Here is a 24,143-nt window from a genome sequence, read left to right as displayed (position 1 = left end):
AAATACCGGTTATTAGGGGCGGTTTAATTTTTATGAGGATTTTTTATTCTGTTCTTAACCATTTGTTACGCAAATATTTTACCGGATACCACGCTGCGGGTAGTCCTAATAACGTGACAATTGCCAGTACGGCAAGTGCATCGCTCCACAAAAGACGTACAGGATAAGCATCTACGATGAATGCTCCAGAGGTTTGACCTAATCGGAGTAATCCGTATTCTTGTTGTAGCCAACATAAAAATATTCCGGCGATGAGTCCTGTCCCGGCTCCGATTGCCGAAATAAGCCACCCTTCGGTTAAGAATATTCTGGAAATAAGCTTTTCATCAGCTCCTAAATTTTGCAAAGTCTTAATATCGTTTTGCTTGTCTATGATCAGCATCGAAAGAGATCCTATAACGTTGAATGTGGCGATCATAAGAATAAAAGCCAGTATCAGAAATGTCATCCATTTTTCTATTTGCATCATTCTGAAAGAGGTCTCTTGCTGCATCATGCGGTCTTTGACAAGATAATCTTTTCCCAGATGTTCCGATAACGAAGCAATAACGTGCTTTTCGTTAGTTTTGGGTTTTAGCTTTATTTCCAATGCGGAAGCTTGTTGAGGATAGTCGAACAGTTTGGCTGCCATGTCTAACGGAACAATAACCATTTGATCGTCATATTCAGGTTGATTTACACTGAATACGGCTGTCGCGAACATCCGGTCTTCATTAAATGCATTCGAGGGATTTGCTAAATTTACTTTTGCTTTGCGTTTAGGAGTATAAACAGAAAGAGGATATACGTAATGTGCTCCCACCTCCAAACGATTTGCTACTCCGACTCCTATGGTTGCATAATTGGCAACGGAATCTTTTAAAAAAAAATTCCCGTCTAATAATATGCTATCGATATTGCTTACTTGAGAATAGTTGTCCGGTACTCCTTTTAATAATACCGGCATTTGTCGGTTCCGGTATATCAATAAGGCGTTCTCTTCTATTACCGGAGCGATTGCGTCTATTTCTTGCCATTCTGCAAGAGATTTTATCGAAGGGTCTTGCAGCGATAGAGTCTTTCCCGTGGCCGGTATGACTTTTATTTGCGGATCGAGAGAGGAATATAGAGAGGCTATAAGATCTTGAAACCCGTTATAGACCGATAATGTACAAATCAATGCCATGGTAGTTACGGCAACACCGCATATAGATACCATGGATATAATATTGATCGCACTATGAGATTTTTTTGAAAAAAGATACCGGATCGCTATTTTCAGGGAAAGACTCATCGCATCTTTGTTTATTTATTCAATAACGTATCGATATTTTCGATATAGTCGAGAGAGTCGTCCAAAAAGAACATCAGTTCGGGTGTCTTGCGTAGTTGGAATCGAACCCGTTGTGCGAGTTCATAACGTATCGATCGTGCATTGTTTTGTATCGATTCAAGAATTTCTTGTGATTTTTCCGGAGGAAAAATACTTAAATATGCTTTAGCTATGCTTAAATCGGGACTTACGCGTACAACGCTTACTGAGATGAGTGTACCATGAGTTTTACGGGTTTCGTTTTGAAAAATGTCACTTAGGTCTTTTTGAATCAGACGGCTTATTTTACTTTGTCTTGTAGTTTCCATAATTTGAATATTTTATTTTTGATCCGGGATTTTTTTGAAAAAATCCGGATCGCAATGTTACGACAGTTCAATATACGAACTTTTCGCGAAATGTGACCCGGATATAAGAAATTTATTTTTTCCAGATTAAGGTTAGCCCGTCACGTAGTGGTATGATTACTTTTTCCACACGGGTGTCCGAAGCTATCAGATCATTAAATTTCCGAATTCCGACGGTTTGTCCGTCTCTGGCTTGCGGGTCGATTATTTTACCGTCCCATAAAGTATTGTCCGCTAAAATAAATCCTCCCGGACGTACTTTGTCGAATACGAGATCATAATATTCGCAATAGTGGCGTTTGTCGGCGTCGATGAATACCAGATCGAATGTTTCATCAAGAGTCGGTACGACTTTTATTGCATCTCCTATATGGAAGCGTATATTTTCTTTATAAGGCGATTGCTCCAGATAAGGCCGGGTGAAATCTTCCAATTCGTCATCCATTTCAATTGTGTGAAGTACGCCTCCGGGATTTAGTCCTTCTGCCATGCATAAAGCGGAATAACCTGTAAACGTCCCCAATTCGAGAATTTTGTCGGGACGAATCATCCGGCAGAGCATTTTAAGAATGCGTCCCTGTAAATGCCCCGACAGCATACGCGGACGTAATAGATTTACGTGAGTATCCCTATTCAGTCGTTTCAGATATTCACCTTCTTCGTCGATATGGCTCAGGATGTATTCTTCCAGCAGTTCTTCCATGTTTCCGATGCTCTTATCGCAGATCTTCTAAGTTCGGGAGTAAGTAACTGTTGTAACAATCCAATACTTTTCCTACCGGGTCGATCTCAAGGAATGTACTGCCACCTCCTTCTCCGAAAGCGCCTCCGATATATGCTATTAGGTCGTCTCTGGTTATCCAGCCGCGGTCGATCATCAGTTTCAGTCCGTTATGAAGATATTCTCTGGAGGTATTTGTTTCTGGTTGATATACGGCAATTACTCCATAAGACAGAGCTAACTCTCGCATTGTCGATTCTCGGTAACAAACGGCAAGAACAGGATATTTCCCTCTGTATGCAGCGATATTTCGAGCTGTACGTCCGGTATAACTGTCGGTAACGATTGCTTTTACACCGAGTTTTATCGATGAGCGTACGGCTTGTTTGGCAAGAAATGCCGTAATATCTTCCTTGTCTTCTTCTGTCGATACTTGGATATCGTTATCCGATAGTTTTGTTTTTTCGGCTTCTTCCGCTACTTTCGACATTGTAGCGATAGCCTCTACCGGATATTTACCGTATGCGGTTTCTCCGCTAAGCATCAAGGCATCGGTACGGTAATAGATGGCATTAGCGATATCTGTTACTTCTGCCCGTGTAGGACGGGGATTTTTGATCATCGAGTGTAACATTTGTGTCGCTACGATAACCGGCTTTTTGGCTTGTACGCATTTCTTGATAAGAATGCGTTGTATTCCTGGTATTTTTTCTTGGGGAACTTCGATTCCTAAGTCTCCGCGGGCGATCATCACGCCATAAGCGACTTCAAGTATTTCATCGATATTGTCGACACCTTCCTGATTTTCTATTTTCGCAATGATTTTTATGCTGCTGTTATGCGCATCGAGTATCTCTTGTATATCGAGGACGTCTTGCTTATTGCGTACAAAGGAGTGTGCGATAAAATCGATATTGTGCTCGATAGCATATAAAATGTTTTTACGGTCTTTTTCGGTTAGAGCCGGAAGATTGATGCGGACACCCGGTACGTTAACGCTTTTTCTTGATCCCAGTTCTCCTTCATTTTCTGCAATACAAAGTAAAAAGTCGTCGTGTTTTTCTATAACTTTGAATTCTATTTCTCCATCATCGATCAAAACTAAACTGCCGACCGAAAGATCTTTGACGAAATTCGGATAAGAGATGCATATATGCTCTTTAGTCGTCAGTTGATTAGGATTACCACTCATTTTTACATAGTCTCCGGTCGAAAAGTTGATGCGTCCGTCGTCAGCAATCGCTGTGGTCCGCATCTCCGGTCCTTTCGTATCCATAAGAATGGCGATCGTATTCGAGACGGCTCTTACATTCGTTATAATTTTATTGAATCCTTCAGCATCCAAATGGGCTGAATTCATACGAACAACGTTCATTCCGTTTTCGAAAAGATCCCGAACGAATTCAACGTCGCAACGTTTATCTGAAACTGTGGCAACAATCTTAGTTTGTTTTGACATAATTTGATCTATATAACTAATATAACAATCTGAGAGTATTTATTTATTACTGATTAATGCTTCGATAGCCAGTCTGTATGAATCCATGCCGAAACCTGCTATTGAGCCTTTGCATGCGGCCGCAATCATAGAGGTGTGGCGGTAAGCCTCTCGTGCATGTATGTTGGAAATGTGTACTTCTATCACAGGAACATTAATTGCACGTATGGCATCTGAGATGGCTATGGAAGTATGTGTATAGGCTCCGGCATTGAGAACAATGCCATCAGTATCCCCAAACCCGTATTGATGCAAAGTATTGATTAATTCACCTTCAATGTTGGACTGAAAATAAACCAATTGGTGTTCCGAGTATTTGTTCCGTAAAAATTCCAGATAGCTTTCGAAAGAATTTTCTCCGTAAACGCTTTTTTCCCGTTTTCCAAGAAGGTTCAGGTTGGGTCCGTTAATGATAAGTATATTCATAAAGAATCTTTTTTATACCTTTGTCTTATCCGAAGATTTCGATGTTTTCAATCCTTCGGTAAGATGTTGCAAAAGTAAATAAAAAAATCGAATATTTAGTTCGTAAATAAGATGATACTTACCGAGAGAGATTTAATGAAAAAATATCTGAGTTATTTAAAGCTTGAAAGAGGGCTTTCTCAAAATACGGTCGAGGGTTATCGAAATGATGTGTATAAATTATTATTGTATATAGGTACTGAGAATTTGACCCGGGAAATACTTCAGAAAGTCGATATTCAACAATTTATATGCGGGTTACAGGATATAGGAATACATCCCAGATCACAAGCCCGCATATTGTCCGGATTAAAATCGTTTTATAAATTTTTGTGTTTAGAGGATTATATCAGCGTTAATCCTGTCGAGTCGATAGAAGGTCCTAAAATCGGACTTCATCTTCCGGAGGTGTTAAGTGTTGAGGAAGTAAATCGCATGGTTGACTCTTTCGATATGTCATTGCCTGAAAGTCAGCGTAACAAGGCAATTATAGAGGTTTTGTATGGTTGCGGTTTGCGAGTGTCGGAATTGATAAATTTAAAAATGTCCCGGATTTATGAAAAGGAAGAGTTTATAATTGTTGAAGGAAAAGGCGATAAACAGAGACTTGTTCCTATTTCGAGGATTGCATTGCATGAAATTGAAAAATATAAGAAAGATCGGATGTTATTAAATGTAAAGAAAGGTGATGAGGATATTCTTTTTTTGAACCGTCGGGGGGGACGTTTATCCAGAGTCATGATTTTTTATGTTATTCGCAATCAATGTGAGATTTGCGGCATTCATAAAAAAATCAGTCCTCATACCCTACGGCATTCTTTTGCTACCCATCTTCTTGAGGGAGGAGCTAATCTACGTGCCATTCAACAGATGTTGGGACATGAGAGTATTACTACGACAGAGATTTATGTTCATCTGGATAAGGAATTTATAAAAAGTGAAATTTTAAATCATCATCCGAGAAATATGAAGTTTCGGACATAAGTCTCGTTTGAGAATCTGTTTGAATCTTTTTCTGCTCTGTTTTTATTTCTCTACAGATGTGTTGTAGTCTTTTCCCGAAGTTGCAAAGTATCTTCAGATTTTTTTTAGATCTGTATGGGTATTGAACGATTTCTGAAATATTGTGTTAAAAAGACAGTTTTTTTTACGCAAAAAATACAAAAACAAGAAAAAGGCGAGATTGAGGGCGGATTATCTGACTTTTATACTAAAAAAATTATTATTTTCAGTATTCGATTGTCAGAAATTTAACTATATTTGTCTCGATAATTTGATGTCTTATATGATGTCAGAAACAGTTTGTTCCTATTTTTTTGCATAATAGGATGTTAAATTAAAAATTAGTGTTACTTTTGTGAATATTAAGAAGAAGTATAACCCAATTAAACAATTAGTTATGAATAAAAAACTCTATTTACCCTTATTATTGGCTGTTTTAGTGGCCTTTGTAGGATGTAAAAAAATGGGTGGATTATCGGCAGATTACTTTACCGTAACTCCCTCTCCACTTGAAGTTGTAGGCGGAAAGGTTGCCGCAACGATTACAGGAAAATTCCCTGAAAAGTATTTCAAAAAGAAAGTTACGGTTACCGTTACTCCTTATTTGGTTTATGAAGGAGGCGAGACTGCAGCTGCTTCATATACTTATCAAGGAGAAAAAGTGAAAGGAAATAATCAGACTATTTCTTATAAATTAGGTGGAAATATCACAATGAAGGCTTCATTTGATTATATTCCTCAAATGAGAAAATCTGATTTATATCTTGCTTTTAAAGTACAAAAAGGTTCTAAATCTTATGATTTACCTCGTGTAAAAGTTGCAGAAGGAGTGTTGGCTACAGCCGAAATCAGCAATGCAGCTACTGTAAAACCTGCACTTGCAGCAGATAAATTCCAACGCATTATCAACGAAAGCCGTAAAGCAGATATTTTGTTCTTGATTCAACAAGCTAATATCCGTGCAAATCAGTTATCTACTGATCAGATGAAAGAATTCCACAACGAAGTGGCTAATGCTGCCAGCGCTGCAAATAAAGAACTTAAAGGAATCAATATTTCTTCTTATGCATCTCCCGATGGTGGTGTTGAATTGAATACCAAATTGGCTGAAAACCGTGAAAAGAATACGGTGAAATATATGAACGAACAGTTGAAAAAAGGCAATATCGAAACTGATATGACTGCTGAGTTTACAGCTCAAGACTGGGAAGGTTTCAAAGAATTGGTTGAAAAATCGAATATTCAGGACAAAGACCTTATCCTTCGTGTTCTTTCTATGTATTCAGATCCCGAACAACGTGAAAAAGAGATAAAGAATATGTCAAGTACATTTAAAGTATTGGCTGATGAAATTCTTCCTCAATTGCGTTATTCAAGAATCACGGCAAGTATTGATATTATCGGTAAATCAGATGCTGAAATCAGTAAGCTCGCAGCTTCTGATCCTAAATCTTTGACATTGGATGAATTATTATATGCCGGTACGTTGACCGATTCTAAAGATGACAAGATCGCTATCTATAAAAAAGCTGCAGAAATTTATCCGAACGATTACCGTGCTTATAACAATGTAGGTATGGCTTATTATCAGAAACAAAATGTAGCTGAAGCAGAAAACTGGTTCAAGAAAGCTGCTAAGATCGATCCGAAAGCTCCGGAAGTTCAAATGAACCTAGGTTTGATCAGCTTGGCTAAGAATGATTATAATAAAGCAGCTCAAGAATTCGGTAATGCTGCAGGTATCGATGAATTGAAAGAAGCTACCGGTGTTCTTTATTTGAAGAAAGGTGAATATCAGAAAGCTGTTAAAGCATTCGGCGATACAAAGAGCAACAATGCTGCTATTGCACAGATCTTGACTAAAGATTATAACAAAGCTAAGAATACATTGTCTTCTATCAACAACGGAAAAGACGCTACGACTCTTTATCTGTTGGCTGTTGTAGGTGCTCGTACAAACAACGAAAAGATGGTTAAGGAAAATCTGCAAAAAGCTATCAGTTTGGATAATCAGATGAAGGCTTTTGCTGCTGCAGATATTGAATTTGCAAAATATGATATTTCTTCTTTGACGAAATAAAAAGAGTGTTTTCTTATTAAACAAGAAGAGTACCCGAATATTCGGGTACTCTTTTTTATTTGAAGTCGTATTACTTTTTGTTCAAGATGTTAATGGATAAAAGTTATTCAAGAGTTTAAAGATTTCAAACAATTCGGGATTTACTGTAGGCAGATGGCGAATGTTCGGCAGAAAATATGGTATAAAAGGCCTCTTGTTTTTCAGACAAAATTTATGTTATCTTTTTTCTGAAATGATTAACAGACATTTTGTTTATTTTTGTCTATTGAATAATATCTCTTTGTTTACCTTGTATTAAGTATTTATGAAAAATGTAATCAATCAGATGAGATCTTTGTATCCTATTTCTGACGATACCATATGTATTTTGAAGAAACATGTGGAATTATGCCGTTTCCCTAAAAGATTTCAGTTGATAAAAGCTGATAGTTTCTGTAAGTTCGCTTATTTTATTGAAGAAGGAGCGACCCGTTCTTTTTGGTTGGTGAACGGGGAAGAGATAACCACGTCTTTTTCTTGCGAAGGAGGTATTGTATTCAGTATGGATGAACTTTATTATAATAGAATGAGTGAAGAGTTTGTGGAGACTCTTGAGAATGTCGTGACCTATAAAATATCATTGGATGATTTGTTGCATCTTTTTCGGACCAATATAGAATTGGCTAATTGGGGTAGGATTATTCATCAAAATGAGTATCGACGTTTACATCGTTCGCACAAAGATCGTCTTACATTGTCTGCAAAAGAGCGGTATGAAGAATTCAAGCGTCAATTTCCTCATATATACCAGCGGGTACAATTGGGGTATGTCGCTTCTTATTTGGGTATAACTCTCCCGACATTGAGTCGACTTAGAGCCCAAAAATGATATTTAAGAAGGCGAATTTGATGTAGGACAATCGAAATACGATATAAATATCGTAATTTTGAACTCTGATTGTCAGAGCCAAAGAGCCTGTCTGAATTTTATTCGGGCCAGGCTTGAGAGTTTCTTTTGAGGATGTTTTTCTGTGTTTACGAGGTTGATAGTGGGCTATCTGACAAGTGAAAACAGGAAAAAAGATCAGAAGAAAACACAAAAATGACCTGACAATATTTTTTGTCGGAAAGTTTATACAGGCTCTAAGTAAAACTTAAATTCTAAATATATATGCAAAAAACATTATCTTCTTCTGCATTTTCAGATTCAAAACCTCATTATGAACTTCTTGATGGATTAAGGGGTGTCGCAGCTCTTTTGGTGATATGGTATCATGTTTTTGAAGCTTTTGCAACAAGTCCCATAGATCAGAAATTTAATCATGGATATTTAGCTGTCGATTTCTTTTTTATTCTGTCGGGGTTCGTTATAGGATATGCTTATGACGATCGTTGGAAGATGACAATGACAGTGAAGGATTTTGTGAAACGCCGGTTGATTCGTCTGCATCCGATGGTTGTTATGGGGGCTATTTTAGGAGCTTGTACATTTTATATACAAGGTAGCGAAAAATGGGATGGCTCGCAAGTCTCTTTATCAGTGTTAATGCTTGCTATGCTACTCAATCTTTTTCTTATCCCAGCAATACCCGGTTCGAAGGTAGAAGTTCGGGGAAATGGAGAGATGTATCCTTTAAATGGTCCGAGCTGGTCTTTGTTTTTTGAGTATATAGGAAATATCCTGTATGCTTTATTTATTCGTCGATTGTCTACCAAGTCACTTGCTTTGCTTGTTTCATTGTCCGGAATCGGATTAGCTGCATTTGCGATCTCCGGCCTTTCGGGTTATGGACATTTAGGAGTAGGTTGGACACTTCTGGATTATAATCTGATCGGAGGTTTTTTACGTTTGATGTTTTCGTTTTCCGCAGGTTTGCTTATGTCTCGAGTCTTCAAACCAGTTAAAATCAGAGGCGCTTTCTGGATTTGTAGTTTGGTGATTGCCGTATTACTCTCTGTCCCGTATGTCGGTAATAAAGAATTTTCGTGGATAAATGGTATTTATGATTCGGTGTGTGCTATTTTGCTTTTTCCGTTATTGGTCTATTGGGGAGCATCTGGTAAAACAACAGATAAATGGACATTAAAAATATGTAAGTTTTTTGGAGATATATCTTACCCTGTGTATATTGTTCATTATCCTTTTATGTACCTTTTTTATGCATGGGTGTGGAATAATGATCTGACATTTGGGCAAGTGTGGCCGGTAGTTTTGTTACTTTTTTTCGGAAATATTTTGCTCGCGTATCTTTGCCTGAAGTTATATGACGAGCCTATAAGAAGATGGTTGAGCAAGAGATTTTTATCTAAAAAATAACGATTGTTTTTTTAGGATAACGACTGGATAAAATCGAGCTGCTCTTTTTGCATTTTTCTCAATGCTACGATGCAAGAAATTTTAAACAGGCATTTGGTTCGCTTTGGCAATATAGTTCTTGATGTTGCTTCTCTAGTTTATCCGTTATTGCTTATTTACGCCCAACCAAGTCCATTTGTGCCAAATAAGTTCTAATGGCCCTTGTTTATGTTTCGACAACCACCATTTGCAGAACTTTACTTGCAATAGGAATGTAAAAAATCCGATTAATAAACTAACTGTATATCCGCAATATGGTGCGAGGTACAAGCCAAATGGAAAATAAATAATTGCTCCTATTATAGATTGGGCGATGTAATTGGTAAGGCTCATTCTACCATAAAAACATAAATTGTTGACCCTATTATGAAACTTCTTGTTTTGGTAAAGAAGTATGAAAGATGCTACCAAGACCAGAGTAAAGGCTAATTTTTGCCACATGTCAAATGCCGTTCCTGCTGTTTGTCGTATGATTGGAGTATTGTCCATAATAAGATCTTTCAATGTATATAAAGGTGCAAATGCAATAGCGGAGACAATCAGTATCTTTACCCAGAAATGGAGATTTTTTTCGGAAGAAACGAAAAGTTGCTTTTTGCCGATATAGAAACCTAATAGAAATAATCCTGCTGTTTGGAAAAAGCGTCCTGCGTTTATGGCCCATAACAAACTGGCTTTTTGTCCTAATGTGATGTTTCCTAAGATGAAATCCCAAAAATTTCCGCCTTTTATATATTCTGCTACTTCTGCATACATTTCGCCTACTTTGAGGTTAGGCAACCGGTGTGTCGGGTTTATCAGATTGGCGATATAATGATACCATTCGATGGGTTGCAACAGAAAAATGACAGAGGTTATGATAATGGCTTTGTTACTCCAATTTCGTGTAAAAAATAATATCGGTCCTGTCACTACGAATAACAGTAAGACATCTCCTGCCGGGAAAAAGGCTGCATTTAATGTTGCGAAACCGACTAACAATATTAAACGCCAGAGGAAACGATAGCCGAAATCTTTACCCCGTTTTCTTTGATTGTTGGTTTGTATGTAGAATGTAAATCCGAACAAAAGAGCGAAGATGGCATAGGCTTTTCCCGCAAAAAGAGAAAAAATTCCGTTGAATATACCTTGATCTAAGATATTCAACCAGTTTGGCGAGTCGGTCGGATAAACCGGAAAAATGAAATGTTCCAGATTATGAACCAAGATGATTGCCATTACTGCAAATCCTCGTAGAGCATCTACGACTTCAATACGAGAATTTTTGTTGATGAGCTGTTCCATGTATGATTTGTCGGTAATTTTAATATTATGCGAATTGAAATTTTATTTGTATCATCTTTATTTATTTTTTCGACAAATACAGTCTGTCAGGTGATCGTTGATGAATCCTGTCGCTTGTAGATAAGCGTAGCAAATAGTAGTTCCGAAGAATTTGAATCCCCGTTTTTTCATGTCTTTGCTCATTGCATCAGATTCGGGAGACGACACGGGTATTTCACTTAATGACTTGAATTTGTTAATTATCGGTTTTTTATCAGGGAAGAATGATAATATATAATTATAAAAGCTCCCGAACTCTTTCTGTATGGTGAGAAAAAGTTTTGCATTTGTAATTGTAGATTTGATTTTTAGACGGTTTCGTATAATGCCGTCAAATTGCATTAGTTGTTCTATGTCTTCTGAAGTCATGCGTGCAACTTGTTCTACGTCAAAGTGATGAAAAGCTTTTTTGTATCCTTCTCGTTTTCTGAGAATGGTAATCCATGCCAATCCGGCTTGGGCACTTTCAAGAACCAGAAATTCAAATAATGTTTTATCATCGGTAACAAGCCTGCCCCATTCTTCGTCATGATATTTTATATATAGCTCATCTGTTCCTGCCCAGCCACAGCGTGTATTTATTATGTCTTTCATTATCTTGATGTATAAAATTCTATTATTGTTAGTCTGATGTTATTAGTATATGACCTTTGAGAGTGACGATGTGAATTTATAAAAAAATTGTGGGTTTGCTATATTGGAAAGTAAAAAAGCCGGTTTGTTATGAGATGAAACCGGCTTTTTCAATTGGGTTAGCTTCTTGTATATATTGGTAATGCTTTTTTGAATGATTGCGTGATTCGAATGCAAATTTCCGTTTAAACGGACTATTTTATTTTTGAAGCGATAGAAGCTGCTATTTTTTCCATTTTTTCAGAAGATACTTTTAACTTCTCCTTTGAGAAGTACATGTCTGTTTCCTTGTTAATAGGGATTAGATGAATGTGGGTATGCGGGACTTCCAATCCCATAACGGCTACTCCTACACGTTTACAGGGAATCGCTTTTTCGATAGCCTTGGCAACTTTCTTTGCAAATAAGGTCAGTCCTGAATAATCTTCGTCTGACATGTCGAATATGTAATCTCCTTCTGCCTTGGGAATGACTAATGTATGACCTTCTGCTAAAGGATTGATATCGAGAAATGCAAAATATTTCTCGTCTTCGGCAATTTTGTAACATGGAATCTCACCTGCTACGATACGACTGAAAATAGTTGGCATAGTTATATTTATTTGAATTAAGTATTTTTTGAAAAACTGCCCGCAACGTACGGTAAACTATAGGATATGTACGCAGGGGCAGTCTGTATAGCAAGAACGACACCGTCCGGGCATCAAACCCGAGGTGTCGTTCCATTTTAAATCGATATATCGATAATTTCGAATGTCATAATTCCTGATGGAACTTGTATTTCTGCAATATCTCCTACTTTTTTTCCAAGTAATCCTTTCCCTATCGGTGTGCTTACGGCAATCTTTCCTTCTTTCAAATTTGCTTCGCTTTCCGATACGAGCATATATTGCATAACCGCGTTATTTTTTGTGTTCTTTATTTTTACCTTATTCAGTATCTGTACGGTATGAGTGTTCAGTTTTGTGTCATCGATCATGCGTGCATTTGCGACTTTATCTTTTAATTGGGCGATTTTCATTTCCAATAGACCTTGCGCCTCTTTTGCCGCATCATATTCCGCATTTTCCGAGAGGTCGCCTTTATCACGAGCTTCCGCGATTTGCCTTGATATTTCAGGCCTTTTTACAGTTTCGAGAAAAGTAATCTCTTCAAGCATTTTTTTATAACCTTCTTCGGTCATATAAACAATAGCCATAATTTTGATCTCCTATAGTTTAATTTTTAATTGTTTTGTCTTCTGTGTTATAAAACAAAAAAGAATTCCCGCTGTTAAGCCGGAACTCCTTTTTGTGTGTTCTCTATTGCAAAGATAAGTTCTTTTTTTTACTTTCCAAATAAAAACGACAATCTTTCTAACTTTCTCTGAATAAAACTTTTATTTTAGAACTATTCTTTATAGGAGTTTTTGAATCTCTCCTGAAATTGATTCTATTGAAGCTATCCGTTTTTGTATTGCACCTGTCCTGTCGATAAGAAATGCGCTCGGAAGATTTTTTACATTGTATAAGTTCGCTACGGTAGAGTAGATGCTGGCCTCATCCCGTACGCATATCCATGGAAGATTTGATGCCGATACTTTCCAGAAATTTTCATTATTGTCTAAAGATACTTGATAAATTTCAAATCCTTTGTCTCTGAATTGTTTATATATTTTGGCAAGTAAGATATTATATTCCGGTGAATAATCGGTTTGATAAGCTGTAAAATCGAGTAAAACAACTTTTCCTTTCAGATCTGATAACTTCTGTTGTTTCCCTTTGATGTCAGGCAACGATATATCTATCAGAGATGCCTCTTTTGCTTGTTCTAACAAAGTCGGCTGTTTTAGTTGTCGTTCGGCTTGAAGAGAAGCTATGGCCATATTGTAAAGTTGCTTGGCTCGATGAGAGCCTTTATAATATACATCGTACGCATTTGCTACGGCACGGATGGCTTTACTGTCTTCTTTGTCGAACGGATCGAAAATTATGTTTCCGTTAACTTGCTGGAAAATGGCAAAATAAGCGGCTTTTGATTTGGGGTTTCCGTATATAATAGGTAAGGTCGTTTTTTTGTATTGATCGAGAGCGTTTAATAACCTTTTGGCGTTTGCTATTCGGATGCTGTCCGAAGTTCCGGTATTACTTAAAATTTTATCAACTTCATTTTTTAATAGACTTCCTGCTTTAGAAACTTCTTGTATTTGTTTATTTTCTTCCGACCCTTCTACAGAGTAATCCGTAAAAGATTTGCCGGATGTCTGAAAAGTGACGGTTTCTGTAGAATCTATGGCAAAGTGGATATATGAACTGTCGAGGCGTAATCTGTAAAATTCGGGGAATTCGGTTTTCGGGGCATAGAATGTGAACTTTCCGTCCGACTTCAATTTTATAGAATCCAAAGTGACGATTTTGTCGATTTGCGTAGCTTCGAAATAGAGCGTTTTTCCTTCTGCATCCGAAACATTTCCCGTTACGGTAAAATCATTGCGGTGGCAAGCCGAAAAGGTCACGATAACAGTTAATAGATAAAGGTACTTTTTCATAAGATATTTTTATGCTTTTCTCTTTGCAAAGATATATTTTTTCATAGAACAAACCGCATTTTATAAATTTAAAGACCCAAAATAGAGATTTTACTGTAATAAAAGGTGAAAATAGAGTGTTCGATAAGATTTTTCTTTCATTTTCACCTTGTTGCACTTAAACTTTAATTATCTTTGCATGAATTTGGAAAGAAAGTGAACAAGAAAAAATTTTATGATTAATCCTATTAAGAAAACGATCGATTTAGGAGATGGAAGAACCATCACGATCGAAACTGGAAAATTGGCTAAACAAGCTGACGGGGCAGTAGAAGTCCGAATGGGTAATACCATGCTTTTGGCTACCGTAGTGTCGGCACAGGAAGCCGGCGAAGGGGTGGATTTTATGCCCTTACAAGTAGAGTATAAAGAGAAATATTCAGCTTACGGGCGTTTCCCGGGAGGTTTTACAAAGAGAGAAGGCCGTGCTTCGGATTATGAAATCTTGACGGCACGTTTGGTTGACCGTGTATTACGTCCTTTGTTCCCTGATAATTATCATGCAGATACGTTCGTAAATATAATAATGTTTTCTTCTGACGGTCACGATATGCCCGATGCATTAGCCGGATTGGCAGCATCAGCAGCTCTTGCCGTTTCTGATATTCCGTTTAACGGTCCTATCTCTGAAGTTCGTGTTGCTCGTATCGACGGACAATTTAAAATTAATCCTACATTCGAAGAGTTGGAAAAAGCCGATATCGATATTATGGTAGGAGCGACTATGGAAAATATCATGATGGTAGAGGGAGAAATGGATGAAGTTTCGGAAGCAGAATTGCTCGAAGCGATGAAAGTCGCTCATGAAGCTATCAAGAAACAGTGTCAGGTGCAAATCGAATTGGCGGAAGCTGTCGGTTCTACTGTAAAACGTACCTATTGCCATGAAGTGAATGACGAAGAACTTCGTAAGGATGTTTGGGAAAAATGTTATGACAAGGCTTATGCTATAGCACAGTCTGGTAATGCGAATAAACATGCTCGTTCTGAAGCTTTTGAAGCTATCGTAACCGAGTATCTTGCCGGGATGGATGCTGAGGCTGCCGCAGAAAAGGAAGCTTTGGTAAAACGCTATTATCATGATGTCGAGAAAGAAGCTGTTCGTCGGTGTATTTTGGATGAAGGGAAACGTTTGGACGGTCGTACCACGACACAAATTCGTCCTATCTGGTGTGAGGTGGATTATCTTCCAGGACCTCACGGATCGGCAGTATTTACACGTGGAGAAACTCAATCTTTGTCAACAGTGACATTGGGTACTAAACTGGATGAGAAAATTGTTGACGATGTGCTGGACCAAACTCGTGAGCGTTTCTTACTTCATTATAATTTCCCTCCGTTCTCTACCGGTGAGGCTAAAGCGCAAAGAGGAGTCGGCCGTCGGGAAATCGGTCATGGTAATTTGGCAAATCGTGCATTGAAACGGATGATCCCTAAAGACTATCCTTATGTGATTCGTATCGTGTCGGATATTCTTGAATCAAACGGCTCTTCTTCTATGGCAACGGTTTGTGCCGGAACTTTGGCATTGATGGATGCCGGGGTTAAAATCAAGAAGCCTGTATCCGGTATCGCTATGGGATTGATTACGGATAAAGATAATGTGAAATTTGCTATATTGTCCGATATACTTGGAGATGAAGACCATCTTGGAGACATGGACTTTAAGGTAACAGGTACAAAAGACGGTATTACGGCAACCCAAATGGATATAAAAGTTGACGGACTTTCTTATGAAGTACTTGAAAAGGCTTTAGCACAAGCTCGTGAAGGTCGTATGCATATACTTGGTAAAATTCTTGAAACGATACCAGAACCGCGTCCTGACATGAAACCTCATGCTCCGCGGATCGAAACTTTGACTATTCCGAAAGATATGATCGGTGCGGTAATAGGTCCGGGCGGTAAAATTATTCAAGGAATTCAAGAAGCAACAGGAGCTGTTGTTACGATTGAAGAAGTGGATAATATCGGACGTATCGAGATTGCTGCACCTTGCCGGGAGTCTATCGATGCGGCTCTGTCCAGAATCAAAGGTATAGTGGCTGTTCCCGAAGAAGGGGAAGTTTATACCGGAAAAGTAAAATCGATTCTTGCTTTTGGTGCATTTATTGAGTTTATGCCGGGAAAAGACGGTTTGTTGCATATTTCGGAGATAAGCTGGGATCGCATTGAATCGATGGAACAGTCTGGAATTAAAGAAGGAGATGAGGTTACGGTTAAGTTGATCGAAATCGATAAAAAGACCGGAAAGTTCCGCCTTTCTATGAAAGCATTACAACCTCGTCCCGAACGTCAAGACAAACGTGACCGTTCGAAAAAAGAAAACAAAGATTAATTATTTGTAGAAAGATTCTTGTAAAATAAGAATAGGGGTGTTGACACTTTGATGTGTCCCCAAGTTATGGTTAAACATTGTTGAAATACACTCTTAGATCGGAATAAAGCTCGGTATTGTACCGAGCTTTTTCCATTTACCGAATATCCCAATTTAAATCTGAAATAAAAAACAGAGGCCATCTCAAATTCAGCCTGAATTTTTGGACAGCCTCTTCTTTGTAGTGCGTACGAACGTTATTTTACCAACATCTTGCGTCCGTTTACAATGTATATGCCTTTAGGAAGGTTTTCCAAAGCTCTGTCATTGCTTACTTTGTGACGAATCAAAACACCGTCAATCGTGAAAACGTCTACTATGGTATTGTCGGTCGTTACGTTCTCGATACCGAGTTCTTCTTCTTTTTCTGCGCTTACAATCATAGCGTTGTTAATCTTGGTATTGCTCGAAATCGGAATTTTGACATTCTGTTCGTTTTCGTACAAGTATAGTTCGAGCGAGTAAGGTATCTCTTGTCGCAGATTGGCCGTAGAGCCGAGCGGTGTGAGGACAAGGGTGGTTATGTCTCCGTTTTCCAGTGAAGCAACAGTACCGGTCAATGTAGCTCCGGTCTGACCGTCCCAAGGTTGCTTGAAATATGCGCGGAATTCTATGTTACTTACGTTCTCGAGAGCTTGCAGTTTTACATAAAGTTTGAGGTTTTCTATAGATGTGAAATTCCCGTGTTCGAAACTGATAGGTGCGGTTACGTATATTGTCGGTGTTTTGCCCGAAATGGTAAGTTGCGGTGCTTTGTTCTGACCCGTAGCCGCTTCTATGCGTATCCATTCTGTGGTGCCGCTTATTTGGTAAACCGGCCATACTTCGAATGTGCCGTTCTTTACAATATCGCTCGTGTTCAGTAGCAATGCGCTGAAACGGTTACCCGGAGCAAAGGTGTAGTCGGTTATACCCGCTATAATTTTCTCACCCGTTGCTACATCAGTCAATTCTAATCCCATGTAAACTTCCTCGGTGTTGGAGATATTTATCATGTTTCCCGAAACGAATAGTTCATCACCGCGAGTTGCCGAGTTTTGCGAAATGGTAATGGCGTCTTGTGCAACAACACCACTGCTGGCTTTAGCCGGCTTTAGTCCTGTTATAATACGCTGGTCGTTATGGTAGCCTTGACCGTGAAGTCCTGCTCCGGTATAAGGATTGAGGGCATCGCTACCCGATAGGGCAAAGTATCCGTTAAAAGTACCTTCCCATCCCCAATTAATATGGAAAAGGCCATCTTTGTAACCATCGCAAACGAACGTGTGTCCGCTGCCGCTATCGTCATTACCGGAGTAGAAAATCGGAAGTCCTGCTTGTAAGTCGTTGTATACAAGCGTTTCCCATTCATCATCGTTAGTAATGTTGCTGCGGCTTATCTCTGCTGCTGTTTTTGCATATCCAAAGTAATCTTGAAATGAATAAACAGCCCAGTTCGATGCGCCGGCTGTGCCTATGTTTGTGTCATTGAAAAGCGAATTTACGCTAATTGCACAGTCGAACATCAAAAGAGCCACTGCATCGGCTTGCTGTTGTGTGTAGCCGGAACGGTATGAGGGTATCATGGCTGCATAATCGTATGTGTGCTCAGCAAAGTTGCTTTCCTTGTGTTGCTGTACTTCTTTGCCGTTTACGTCTATCGAGTAGTCGTAGCTGTACGATCCCGTGCCCTTTTCGGGCCATTTGTGGAAATACATGATTTGCGACATTGCGGTGGCTACACATCCGGTTAAAGCGGGTGAGATACTTGTACCATTATTGTAACTGCAAAGTTGATTGAATGGGGCTTCTTGTGACCATTCGGTTTCGAGCAAGGGCTTTATTTCTGTTTTTACGGCTTTAGCGGCGTGTGTTTGCTCTGTAACTTCCGGCATGGAGCATACTGCCTTTATTTGCCGGGCGTATTCGCCAAGCCACCAGCGCATGTTTGCGGGCAGTGTTGAGGGATTGTATGAACCCTTGTCTACGTATGCAAGTATCTCTGTTGCGCGGTCGTCGGCAGCGGTAATGACAAAACCGCCTCCAGTTATGTTGAACACGTAGTAGAGAGGAGCATTGGCATCGCTCTCGGTGTATACGAGTTCCAAGTTTGTGGCAATAGCCTTTTGTCGTATTTTGCCGTATTCAGTATTAGCAATAAAATTTTTAGCCGTTGATAGAGCGTCGGTAACTTCAATTTTACGGGCATGCAATAGCTGTGTAAGTGCGAGTAAAAAAGTTACAATCAGTAGTTTTTGTAAAATCTGTTTCATTTTGTTGGGGTATTAGGGTTAAGTATGATGTGTATGCAGTTGTGTACAAATCTGATTTTTGTAATGTTAATCATGCTTGGTAAATATAAGAATTAAAATTGAGATTAACAAGGTAGTTTGAAATATTGATTTCTATATTATTATGGTTTTCGATATTGGCTAATTCTGGATCAAAATTAAGGTCGGTATAAAAGTTTTGTCGGGAGAAAACGTAAAAATGACCTGATAATGTTCGCTTATTAGAAAATTCAGACAGTTCTTATGAGCCTATAATACCAGTTTTAAGTAAATGTTTTTTTACTTTATTAATTAAATAAAGTTATTTAAGATTCGTGAGGTTTATCTGGAGAATCGTGGTTTGTAAAAGATAAGGAGAATTGCTCTCTAAAATTTTCGTTATTTTCTTTTTCTGAAAGATTTAATTCCTGTTTTTTTTGTGCACTAAGTATTGATTGGGCGAATGTTTGGTCGTTTTTTACACGAGTTAAGGCTATTTGTGCTGCATTTTGTTGAGCTTCTTTTTTAGAATAGCCGATCCCTATTCCACATGGATTTCCGGCGAGAATTGCTTGAAACTGAAATATGGGATTATTTTCTTTGTCAGTAAAGGCTTCGATGAGAGAGAACGATACATCGATACGGTTTTTTTGTCCCCATTCTATCAATTTTGATTTGAAATTGACTTCTTTCCGTGCAATTACCGATAAATCTATATAAGGTGCGATTATGCGGTCTTGGATAAATGTTTTGCATGTTTCATACCCTTGATCAAGATATATAGCTCCGATGAAGGCTTCGAAAGCATTGCCGTAAATATAATTGTTATGAGTATTTGTCCGGATAGAAGTCTGTACGAGTTTATCCAATCCCATTTTTATGGCAATGTCGTTCAGTGTATCTCTTTTTACGATTTTTGATCGTGTATTGGATAAAAAGCCTTCTTTTTTATTCGGAAATTTATTGAACAGGATATCTGAGACAACTGCGTCGAGAATTGCATCCCCTAAAAATTCTAATCGTTCGTTGTTGATTCGTTGCCCTTCTTGGGTACGGATATCCGATGAACGGTGGACAAATGCCTGTTCGTATAAATTTATATTATTGGGGTAGAATCCGAGTATTTGATAAAACAAAGAATACGGCCCTTTGTGCTTTTGCACAAAAAGCCGTATTCTTTTATAAAAGTTCAGAAACACGTTATCCTTTGAATTTCTTTACGATGATGCTTGCATTATGACCGCCGAATCCGAAAGTATTGGACAGAGCTACATTAACAGTCCTCTTTTGAGGTTTGTTGAATGTAAAATTCAATTTGTAATCAATTTCCGGATCTTCATCTCCTTCGGTAAAGTTTATTGTCGGAGGAACGATGTCATTTTCAACGGTTTTTACACAAATCATAGCTTCAATAGCTCCGGCTGCACCTAATAAGTGTCCGGTCATCGATTTGGTTGAACTTATATTCAGCTCATAAGCATGATCTCCGAATACAGATTTGATCGCCTTAACTTCCGATATATCGCCTACCGGTGTCGATGTACCGTGTACATTAATATAATCTACTTCTTCAGGCTTCATCTCTGCATCACTCAGGGCATTTTGCATAACTAATTTTGCTCCGAGACCTTCAGGGTGAGTTGCTGTCAAGTGATAGGCGTCTGCAGACATACCGCCACCGACAACTTCTGCATATATTTTTGCTCCACGAGCTAAAGCGTGATTCAATTCTTCGAGTATAAGGCAAACACCGCCTTCTCCCATAACGAAACCGTCACGGCTAGCACTGAATGGGCGAGATGCCGTTTGGGGATCTTCATTGCGGGTCGAAATGGCGTGCATTGCGTTAAATCCACCGATTCCTGCTACGGATATTGCTGCTTCAGCTCCACCAGTTACGATAACATCGGCTTTTCCTAAACGAATATTATTGAATGCATCGATCAGGGAATGAGTAGATGATGCACAAGCCGAAACCGTTGCATAGTTAGGACCATGAAATCCGTAAATCATAGAGATATGACCGGCAGCGATGTCGGCAATCATTTTAGGGATGAAAAACGGATTGAATTTAGGGCCGCGTTCTATGTTGGTAAAGTATCCGCCGACTTCTTCTTCAAAAGTCCGTATACCACCGATACCGGCAGCAAATATAACTCCCACCCTGTTTTTATCTACTTTTTCAAGGTCTAAAGCCGAATCTCCGACAGCTTCTTTTGCTGCAGCAACAGCAAATTGCGCATATCGGTCGAATTTGCGCACCTCTTTTTTATCGAGATAAAGTGTAGGGTCGAAATTTTTTACTTCACAAGCAAACTGTGTCTTGAATTGTGAAGCATCAAAATGAGTAATAGGTCCGGCACCACTTACTCCATTCAACAGGGCTTCCCAAGTTTCATCAACGTTGAGTCCCAATGGCGTAACTGCCCCCAGACCTGTTACAACAACTCTTTTTAATTCCATAAAAGTAGAGTATTCAGTTACTTCGCGTTAGCTTCGATGTATGATACAGCATCGCCAACAGTTCCGATTTTTTCTGCTTGATCATCAGGAATCGTGATACCGAATTCTTTTTCGAATTCCATGATCAATTCTACAGTGTCAAGAGAATCTGCTCCAAGATCGTTTGTGAAGCTTGCTTCTGGTGTAACTTCAGATTCTTCTACTCCTAATTTGTCAACGATGATTGCTTTTACTCTTGATGCAATTTCAGACATAACTTCCAGTTTTTAGTTAATTAATAAATTTACTTCTTATTTTTGCTGTGCAAAGAAATACATTTTTCTCCAAACAAAAAAAATATTTACTGTATAAAATCAAAAAAACTGCACACTTTTAGTCTGTTTGTGCAATTTTTTGCCTCTTGATGGCTCTCTGAAGATAAAAATTGAGTTCATTTTATCCTTTTTGATAATGATTTCCTGTGCCGTTTTTCTTTGAACTTTCAATTTTCAATGGAAAAATAGAACGGACAATGAATTGTTCTATACTGACTTTAGGGAAGAAAACGGATATTTTTCGCATTTTTATTTGCCGTTTAGAACATCTTTCGATACATAATTAAATAAATAGAATTCGATTTGTCAATAGATCGACAATTTTATCTTTTAATGTAATTGGTATTAATAGTGATAGGTTTTGACGTGTACCCGTCGAATCCGCTTTTTAGGATCTTATCTTCATCTTCGGTGCTGTTACGGCAATGATTGGAGCTGATGAAGATATTTCACGGATTTTTTTGTCGTTCCGTATTTGTCGAGTACCGGCATATTGATGTCTATCAGAATAATTGAGGCTTGTATTCTTGATAGAGTTTGACTGCTCCTTTATATTAATTGTATCGTTTCTTCGGCTGTTTTATAAATTTTTGTAGTTTTGTCAAGACTTGAAATGATAGAATGAAAAATGAATACACACATTGCCATATTTGCTTCCGGTTCGGGTACTAATGCAGAGAACATTATTCAATATTTTTCCAAATCGAAGAGTATTGAAGTTTCCCTTGTTGTTTCTAACAGGTCGGATGCTTATGTCCTTGAGCGTGCCCGGTTATTGAAAGTTCCTGAACTTATCATTACGAAAAAGGAGTTTTCTGAATCGGAGTATTATGTACTGACAAAACTTCGGGATTTTCATATCGATTTTATCGTTTTGGCCGGTTTTTTATTGCAGATCCCGAAGTATTTGATTCAGGCATATCCCGGTGCAATTATAAATATCCATCCTGCGTTGTTACCTCGTTTCGGTGGGAAGGGTATGTATGGAGATCATGTTCATAAAGCTGTTGTCGAGGCGGGAGAGAAAGAAAGCGGTATAACGATACATTATGTAAACGAACACTATGATTCAGGGGCTATTATTCATCAAGAAAAATGTACGGTAGATCCGGCTGATACTTATGAAGATGTAGCTCGAAAAGTGCACCGATTGGAGTATGAGTTTTATCCTCGGATAATTGAGGATATTGTCTCACGACTATGATTTTGAGGGGCTAATGAACCCTAATTCTTTTAAAACCGGAATTTTTTCGGATGCGGAAAGCATGATTTTATATGCTCCGAATTCTCGACGAAGTCCGTAATTCCCGCGTAAATTTTCGAATTGTTCAGGTGCGGAACGCAAATTGGTTGTGTCGGTTCGGGGATCGTATGACGCGATTACGGCATTCGTTATCGGATCTCCCGAACATACATTTAGATCTATTTCCGGAAAAGGGGCTGGCGGAGGTGTTATTTTTGAGGTGTCGATCTCGATCCCGAGTATTCGGGATATTTCCCGAACCATAGCCCGGGAGGCATTCGATTTTCCGTCGGCTGAGTAGCCGGCAATATGAGGTGTTGCGATAAAGGCGCTCTCAAGTAATTCAGGAAGTATATCCGGTTCGTTTTCCCAACAATCGATGATTATATCCGATATTTCTTTCTTTTGATATGCGGTTAATAAGGCTTTATTATCGACAACTTCTCCTCGGGAAGAATTGATGATAACGGGTTGCTTTCTCAACTTTTTGAAAAAGCTATTGTCGGCCAGATGAAAACTTCGGTATATCCCCGTGCGATTAAGCGGTGTATGAAAAGTGATAAAATCGCATTCTTCGGCAATCGTGTCTAAAGAAACGAAAGTACCGTTTTGTTCCGTATTTGCCCGAGGCGGATCATTGAGCAAAACAGTCATCCCGATAGTTCGGCAATGGTGAGCGACTATCGAACCGACATGACCGACACCGACTATTCCGATCTTTTTCCCTTTAAGCGAATAATTGTTTTGTTCTGCATGCAGAAGCAAAGATGCTAATATATATTGCCCGACCGATGAGGCATTGCATCCCGGCGCATTCTTCCATTCGATATCGTTTTGTTTGCAATATTCGGTATCGATGTGGTCGAATCCGATTGTTGCCGTACCGATAAATTTGCAACGGCTTCCTGAAAGAAGATTTTCATTGCAGCGTGTACGAGTGCGTATGATCAAAATATCAGTATCCTTTACTTGATCTTTTGTTATCTCCGAAGGGGGTAAATATCTAACGTTTGCATACGGTTCGAGAATACCTTTGATGAAAGGTATTTTATTATCGATAATAATATTGATATTCTTTTTCATATCTACGGGAAATGGTACAAAATTAACTCTTTTTTCGGTATGTATTCGGTAAAGGGCGTTAAACCGTATTTATTTGTCCGAAAGATTGTTCGTTTATGAAACAATTGTTATGTTTGTAGACTTAACTATACA

Annotated in this window: 21 protein-coding genes; 6 read left to right on the top strand and 15 right to left on the bottom strand. The window is 38.6% G+C overall.

What is annotated here, in order from left to right; genetic code table 11:
* Nucleotides 1-43: 43 nt before the first annotated feature.
* The 5 genes from QUE35_RS08710 to aroQ form a co-directional block, all read right to left on the bottom strand.
* Nucleotides 44-1,273: an FtsX-like permease family protein gene (locus QUE35_RS08710; protein WP_031258151.1), complete on the bottom strand. Its 1,230-nt coding sequence runs from the start codon at nucleotides 1,271-1,273 to the stop codon at nucleotides 44-46.
* 11 nt (nucleotides 1,274-1,284) lie between these two features.
* On the bottom strand, nucleotides 1,285-1,620 hold the full coding sequence (rbfA, locus tag QUE35_RS08705; protein WP_009318277.1) for a 30S ribosome-binding factor RbfA: 336 nt from the start codon (nucleotides 1,618-1,620) through the stop codon (nucleotides 1,285-1,287).
* A 112-nt stretch (nucleotides 1,621-1,732) separates the two neighbouring features.
* Nucleotides 1,733-2,362, bottom strand: coding sequence for an O-methyltransferase (locus QUE35_RS08700; RefSeq protein WP_009318275.1), 630 nt, complete (start codon nucleotides 2,360-2,362; stop codon nucleotides 1,733-1,735).
* A gap of 13 nt (nucleotides 2,363-2,375) precedes the next feature.
* Entirely contained in the window at nucleotides 2,376-3,842 is a 1,467-nt protein-coding gene (gene pyk, locus QUE35_RS08695; RefSeq protein ID WP_031258150.1) for a pyruvate kinase, read from the bottom strand.
* Between the two features lie 36 nt (nucleotides 3,843-3,878).
* The gene (gene aroQ / locus QUE35_RS08690) at nucleotides 3,879-4,304 is read right to left on the bottom strand and encodes a type II 3-dehydroquinate dehydratase (protein WP_022599963.1); all 426 of its coding nucleotides are present in this window, start codon (nucleotides 4,302-4,304) and stop codon (nucleotides 3,879-3,881) included.
* Between the two features lie 111 nt (nucleotides 4,305-4,415).
* On the opposite strand from aroQ, the gene xerA reads away from it, so the two are divergent.
* The 4 genes from xerA (at nucleotide 4,416) to QUE35_RS08670 (ending at nucleotide 9,721) form a co-directional block, all read left to right on the top strand.
* Nucleotides 4,416-5,327 carry a site-specific tyrosine recombinase/integron integrase gene (gene xerA / locus QUE35_RS08685; RefSeq protein ID WP_022599961.1) on the top strand — a complete coding sequence of 304 codons (912 nt, stop codon included), beginning with the start codon at nucleotides 4,416-4,418 and terminating at the stop codon, nucleotides 5,325-5,327.
* A gap of 415 nt (nucleotides 5,328-5,742) precedes the next feature.
* Nucleotides 5,743-7,425 (top strand): tetratricopeptide repeat protein, encoded by a 1,683-nt coding sequence (locus QUE35_RS08680; RefSeq protein ID WP_031258149.1) that lies wholly within the window; start codon nucleotides 5,743-5,745, stop codon nucleotides 7,423-7,425.
* Nucleotides 7,426-7,729: 304 nt separating this feature from the next.
* Nucleotides 7,730-8,293 carry a Crp/Fnr family transcriptional regulator gene (locus QUE35_RS08675; protein WP_022389884.1) on the top strand — a complete coding sequence of 188 codons (564 nt, stop codon included), beginning with the start codon at nucleotides 7,730-7,732 and terminating at the stop codon, nucleotides 8,291-8,293.
* 282 nt (nucleotides 8,294-8,575) lie between these two features.
* Entirely contained in the window at nucleotides 8,576-9,721 is a 1,146-nt protein-coding gene (locus QUE35_RS08670; RefSeq protein ID WP_022389883.1) for an acyltransferase family protein, read from the top strand.
* 144 nt (nucleotides 9,722-9,865) lie between these two features.
* Here QUE35_RS08670 and QUE35_RS08665 read toward each other — a convergent pair whose 3' ends face one another.
* The 5 genes from QUE35_RS08665 to QUE35_RS08645 form a co-directional block, all read right to left on the bottom strand.
* Nucleotides 9,866-11,044, bottom strand: a complete 1,179-nt coding sequence (locus QUE35_RS08665) for a DUF418 domain-containing protein (protein WP_022389882.1) — start codon at nucleotides 11,042-11,044, stop codon at nucleotides 9,866-9,868.
* Nucleotides 11,045-11,101: 57 nt separating this feature from the next.
* Complete coding sequence (locus QUE35_RS08660; RefSeq protein WP_009318247.1) at nucleotides 11,102-11,677, bottom strand: DNA-3-methyladenine glycosylase I; 576 nt, start codon at nucleotides 11,675-11,677, stop codon at nucleotides 11,102-11,104.
* Between the two features lie 233 nt (nucleotides 11,678-11,910).
* On the bottom strand, nucleotides 11,911-12,306 hold the full coding sequence (locus tag QUE35_RS08655; RefSeq protein ID WP_009318246.1) for an HIT family protein: 396 nt from the start codon (nucleotides 12,304-12,306) through the stop codon (nucleotides 11,911-11,913).
* Between the two features lie 137 nt (nucleotides 12,307-12,443).
* A complete protein-coding gene (greA, locus tag QUE35_RS08650; protein WP_009318245.1) occupies nucleotides 12,444-12,914 on the bottom strand; it encodes a transcription elongation factor GreA in 471 nt (156 codons plus the stop codon).
* A gap of 198 nt (nucleotides 12,915-13,112) precedes the next feature.
* Nucleotides 13,113-14,243, bottom strand: a complete 1,131-nt coding sequence (locus QUE35_RS08645) for a TlpA disulfide reductase family protein (protein WP_022599955.1) — start codon at nucleotides 14,241-14,243, stop codon at nucleotides 13,113-13,115.
* Between the two features lie 214 nt (nucleotides 14,244-14,457).
* Here QUE35_RS08645 and pnp point away from each other — a divergent pair, with 214 nt between their 5' ends.
* Nucleotides 14,458-16,620 (top strand): polyribonucleotide nucleotidyltransferase, encoded by a 2,163-nt coding sequence (pnp, locus tag QUE35_RS08640; RefSeq protein ID WP_022599953.1) that lies wholly within the window; start codon nucleotides 14,458-14,460, stop codon nucleotides 16,618-16,620.
* A 236-nt stretch (nucleotides 16,621-16,856) separates the two neighbouring features.
* On the opposite strand, the gene QUE35_RS08635 is transcribed toward pnp, so the two are convergent.
* The 4 genes from QUE35_RS08635 to QUE35_RS08620 form a co-directional block, all read right to left on the bottom strand.
* Nucleotides 16,857-18,911 carry a C10 family peptidase gene (locus QUE35_RS08635; protein ID WP_022599951.1) on the bottom strand — a complete coding sequence of 685 codons (2,055 nt, stop codon included), beginning with the start codon at nucleotides 18,909-18,911 and terminating at the stop codon, nucleotides 16,857-16,859.
* A 323-nt stretch (nucleotides 18,912-19,234) separates the two neighbouring features.
* Nucleotides 19,235-20,071, bottom strand: coding sequence for a ribonuclease III (rnc, locus tag QUE35_RS08630; RefSeq protein ID WP_009318241.1), 837 nt, complete (start codon nucleotides 20,069-20,071; stop codon nucleotides 19,235-19,237).
* A gap of 37 nt (nucleotides 20,072-20,108) precedes the next feature.
* Nucleotides 20,109-21,371, bottom strand: coding sequence for a beta-ketoacyl-ACP synthase II (gene fabF, locus QUE35_RS08625; RefSeq protein WP_009318240.1), 1,263 nt, complete (start codon nucleotides 21,369-21,371; stop codon nucleotides 20,109-20,111).
* Between the two features lie 17 nt (nucleotides 21,372-21,388).
* On the bottom strand, nucleotides 21,389-21,625 hold the full coding sequence (locus tag QUE35_RS08620; protein ID WP_009318239.1) for an acyl carrier protein: 237 nt from the start codon (nucleotides 21,623-21,625) through the stop codon (nucleotides 21,389-21,391).
* 688 nt (nucleotides 21,626-22,313) lie between these two features.
* Between QUE35_RS08620 and purN the strand changes: the two genes are divergently transcribed.
* Nucleotides 22,314-22,889: a phosphoribosylglycinamide formyltransferase gene (gene purN, locus QUE35_RS08615; protein WP_022599949.1), complete on the top strand. Its 576-nt coding sequence runs from the start codon at nucleotides 22,314-22,316 to the stop codon at nucleotides 22,887-22,889.
* Here purN and pdxB read toward each other — a convergent pair.
* On the bottom strand, nucleotides 22,884-24,011 hold the full coding sequence (gene pdxB, locus QUE35_RS08610) for a 4-phosphoerythronate dehydrogenase PdxB (protein ID WP_022599947.1): 1,128 nt from the start codon (nucleotides 24,009-24,011) through the stop codon (nucleotides 22,884-22,886). The genes purN and pdxB overlap by 6 nt on opposite strands.
* Between the last annotated feature and the right edge of the window lie 132 nt (nucleotides 24,012-24,143).

It is taken from the genome of Coprobacter fastidiosus (assembly GCF_030296935.1).
Lineage (GTDB): Bacteria > Bacteroidota > Bacteroidia > Bacteroidales > Coprobacteraceae > Coprobacter > Coprobacter fastidiosus.
Note: the sequence above shows the minus strand (reverse complement) of the source record. Positions and strands in the feature narration are given on the sequence as shown.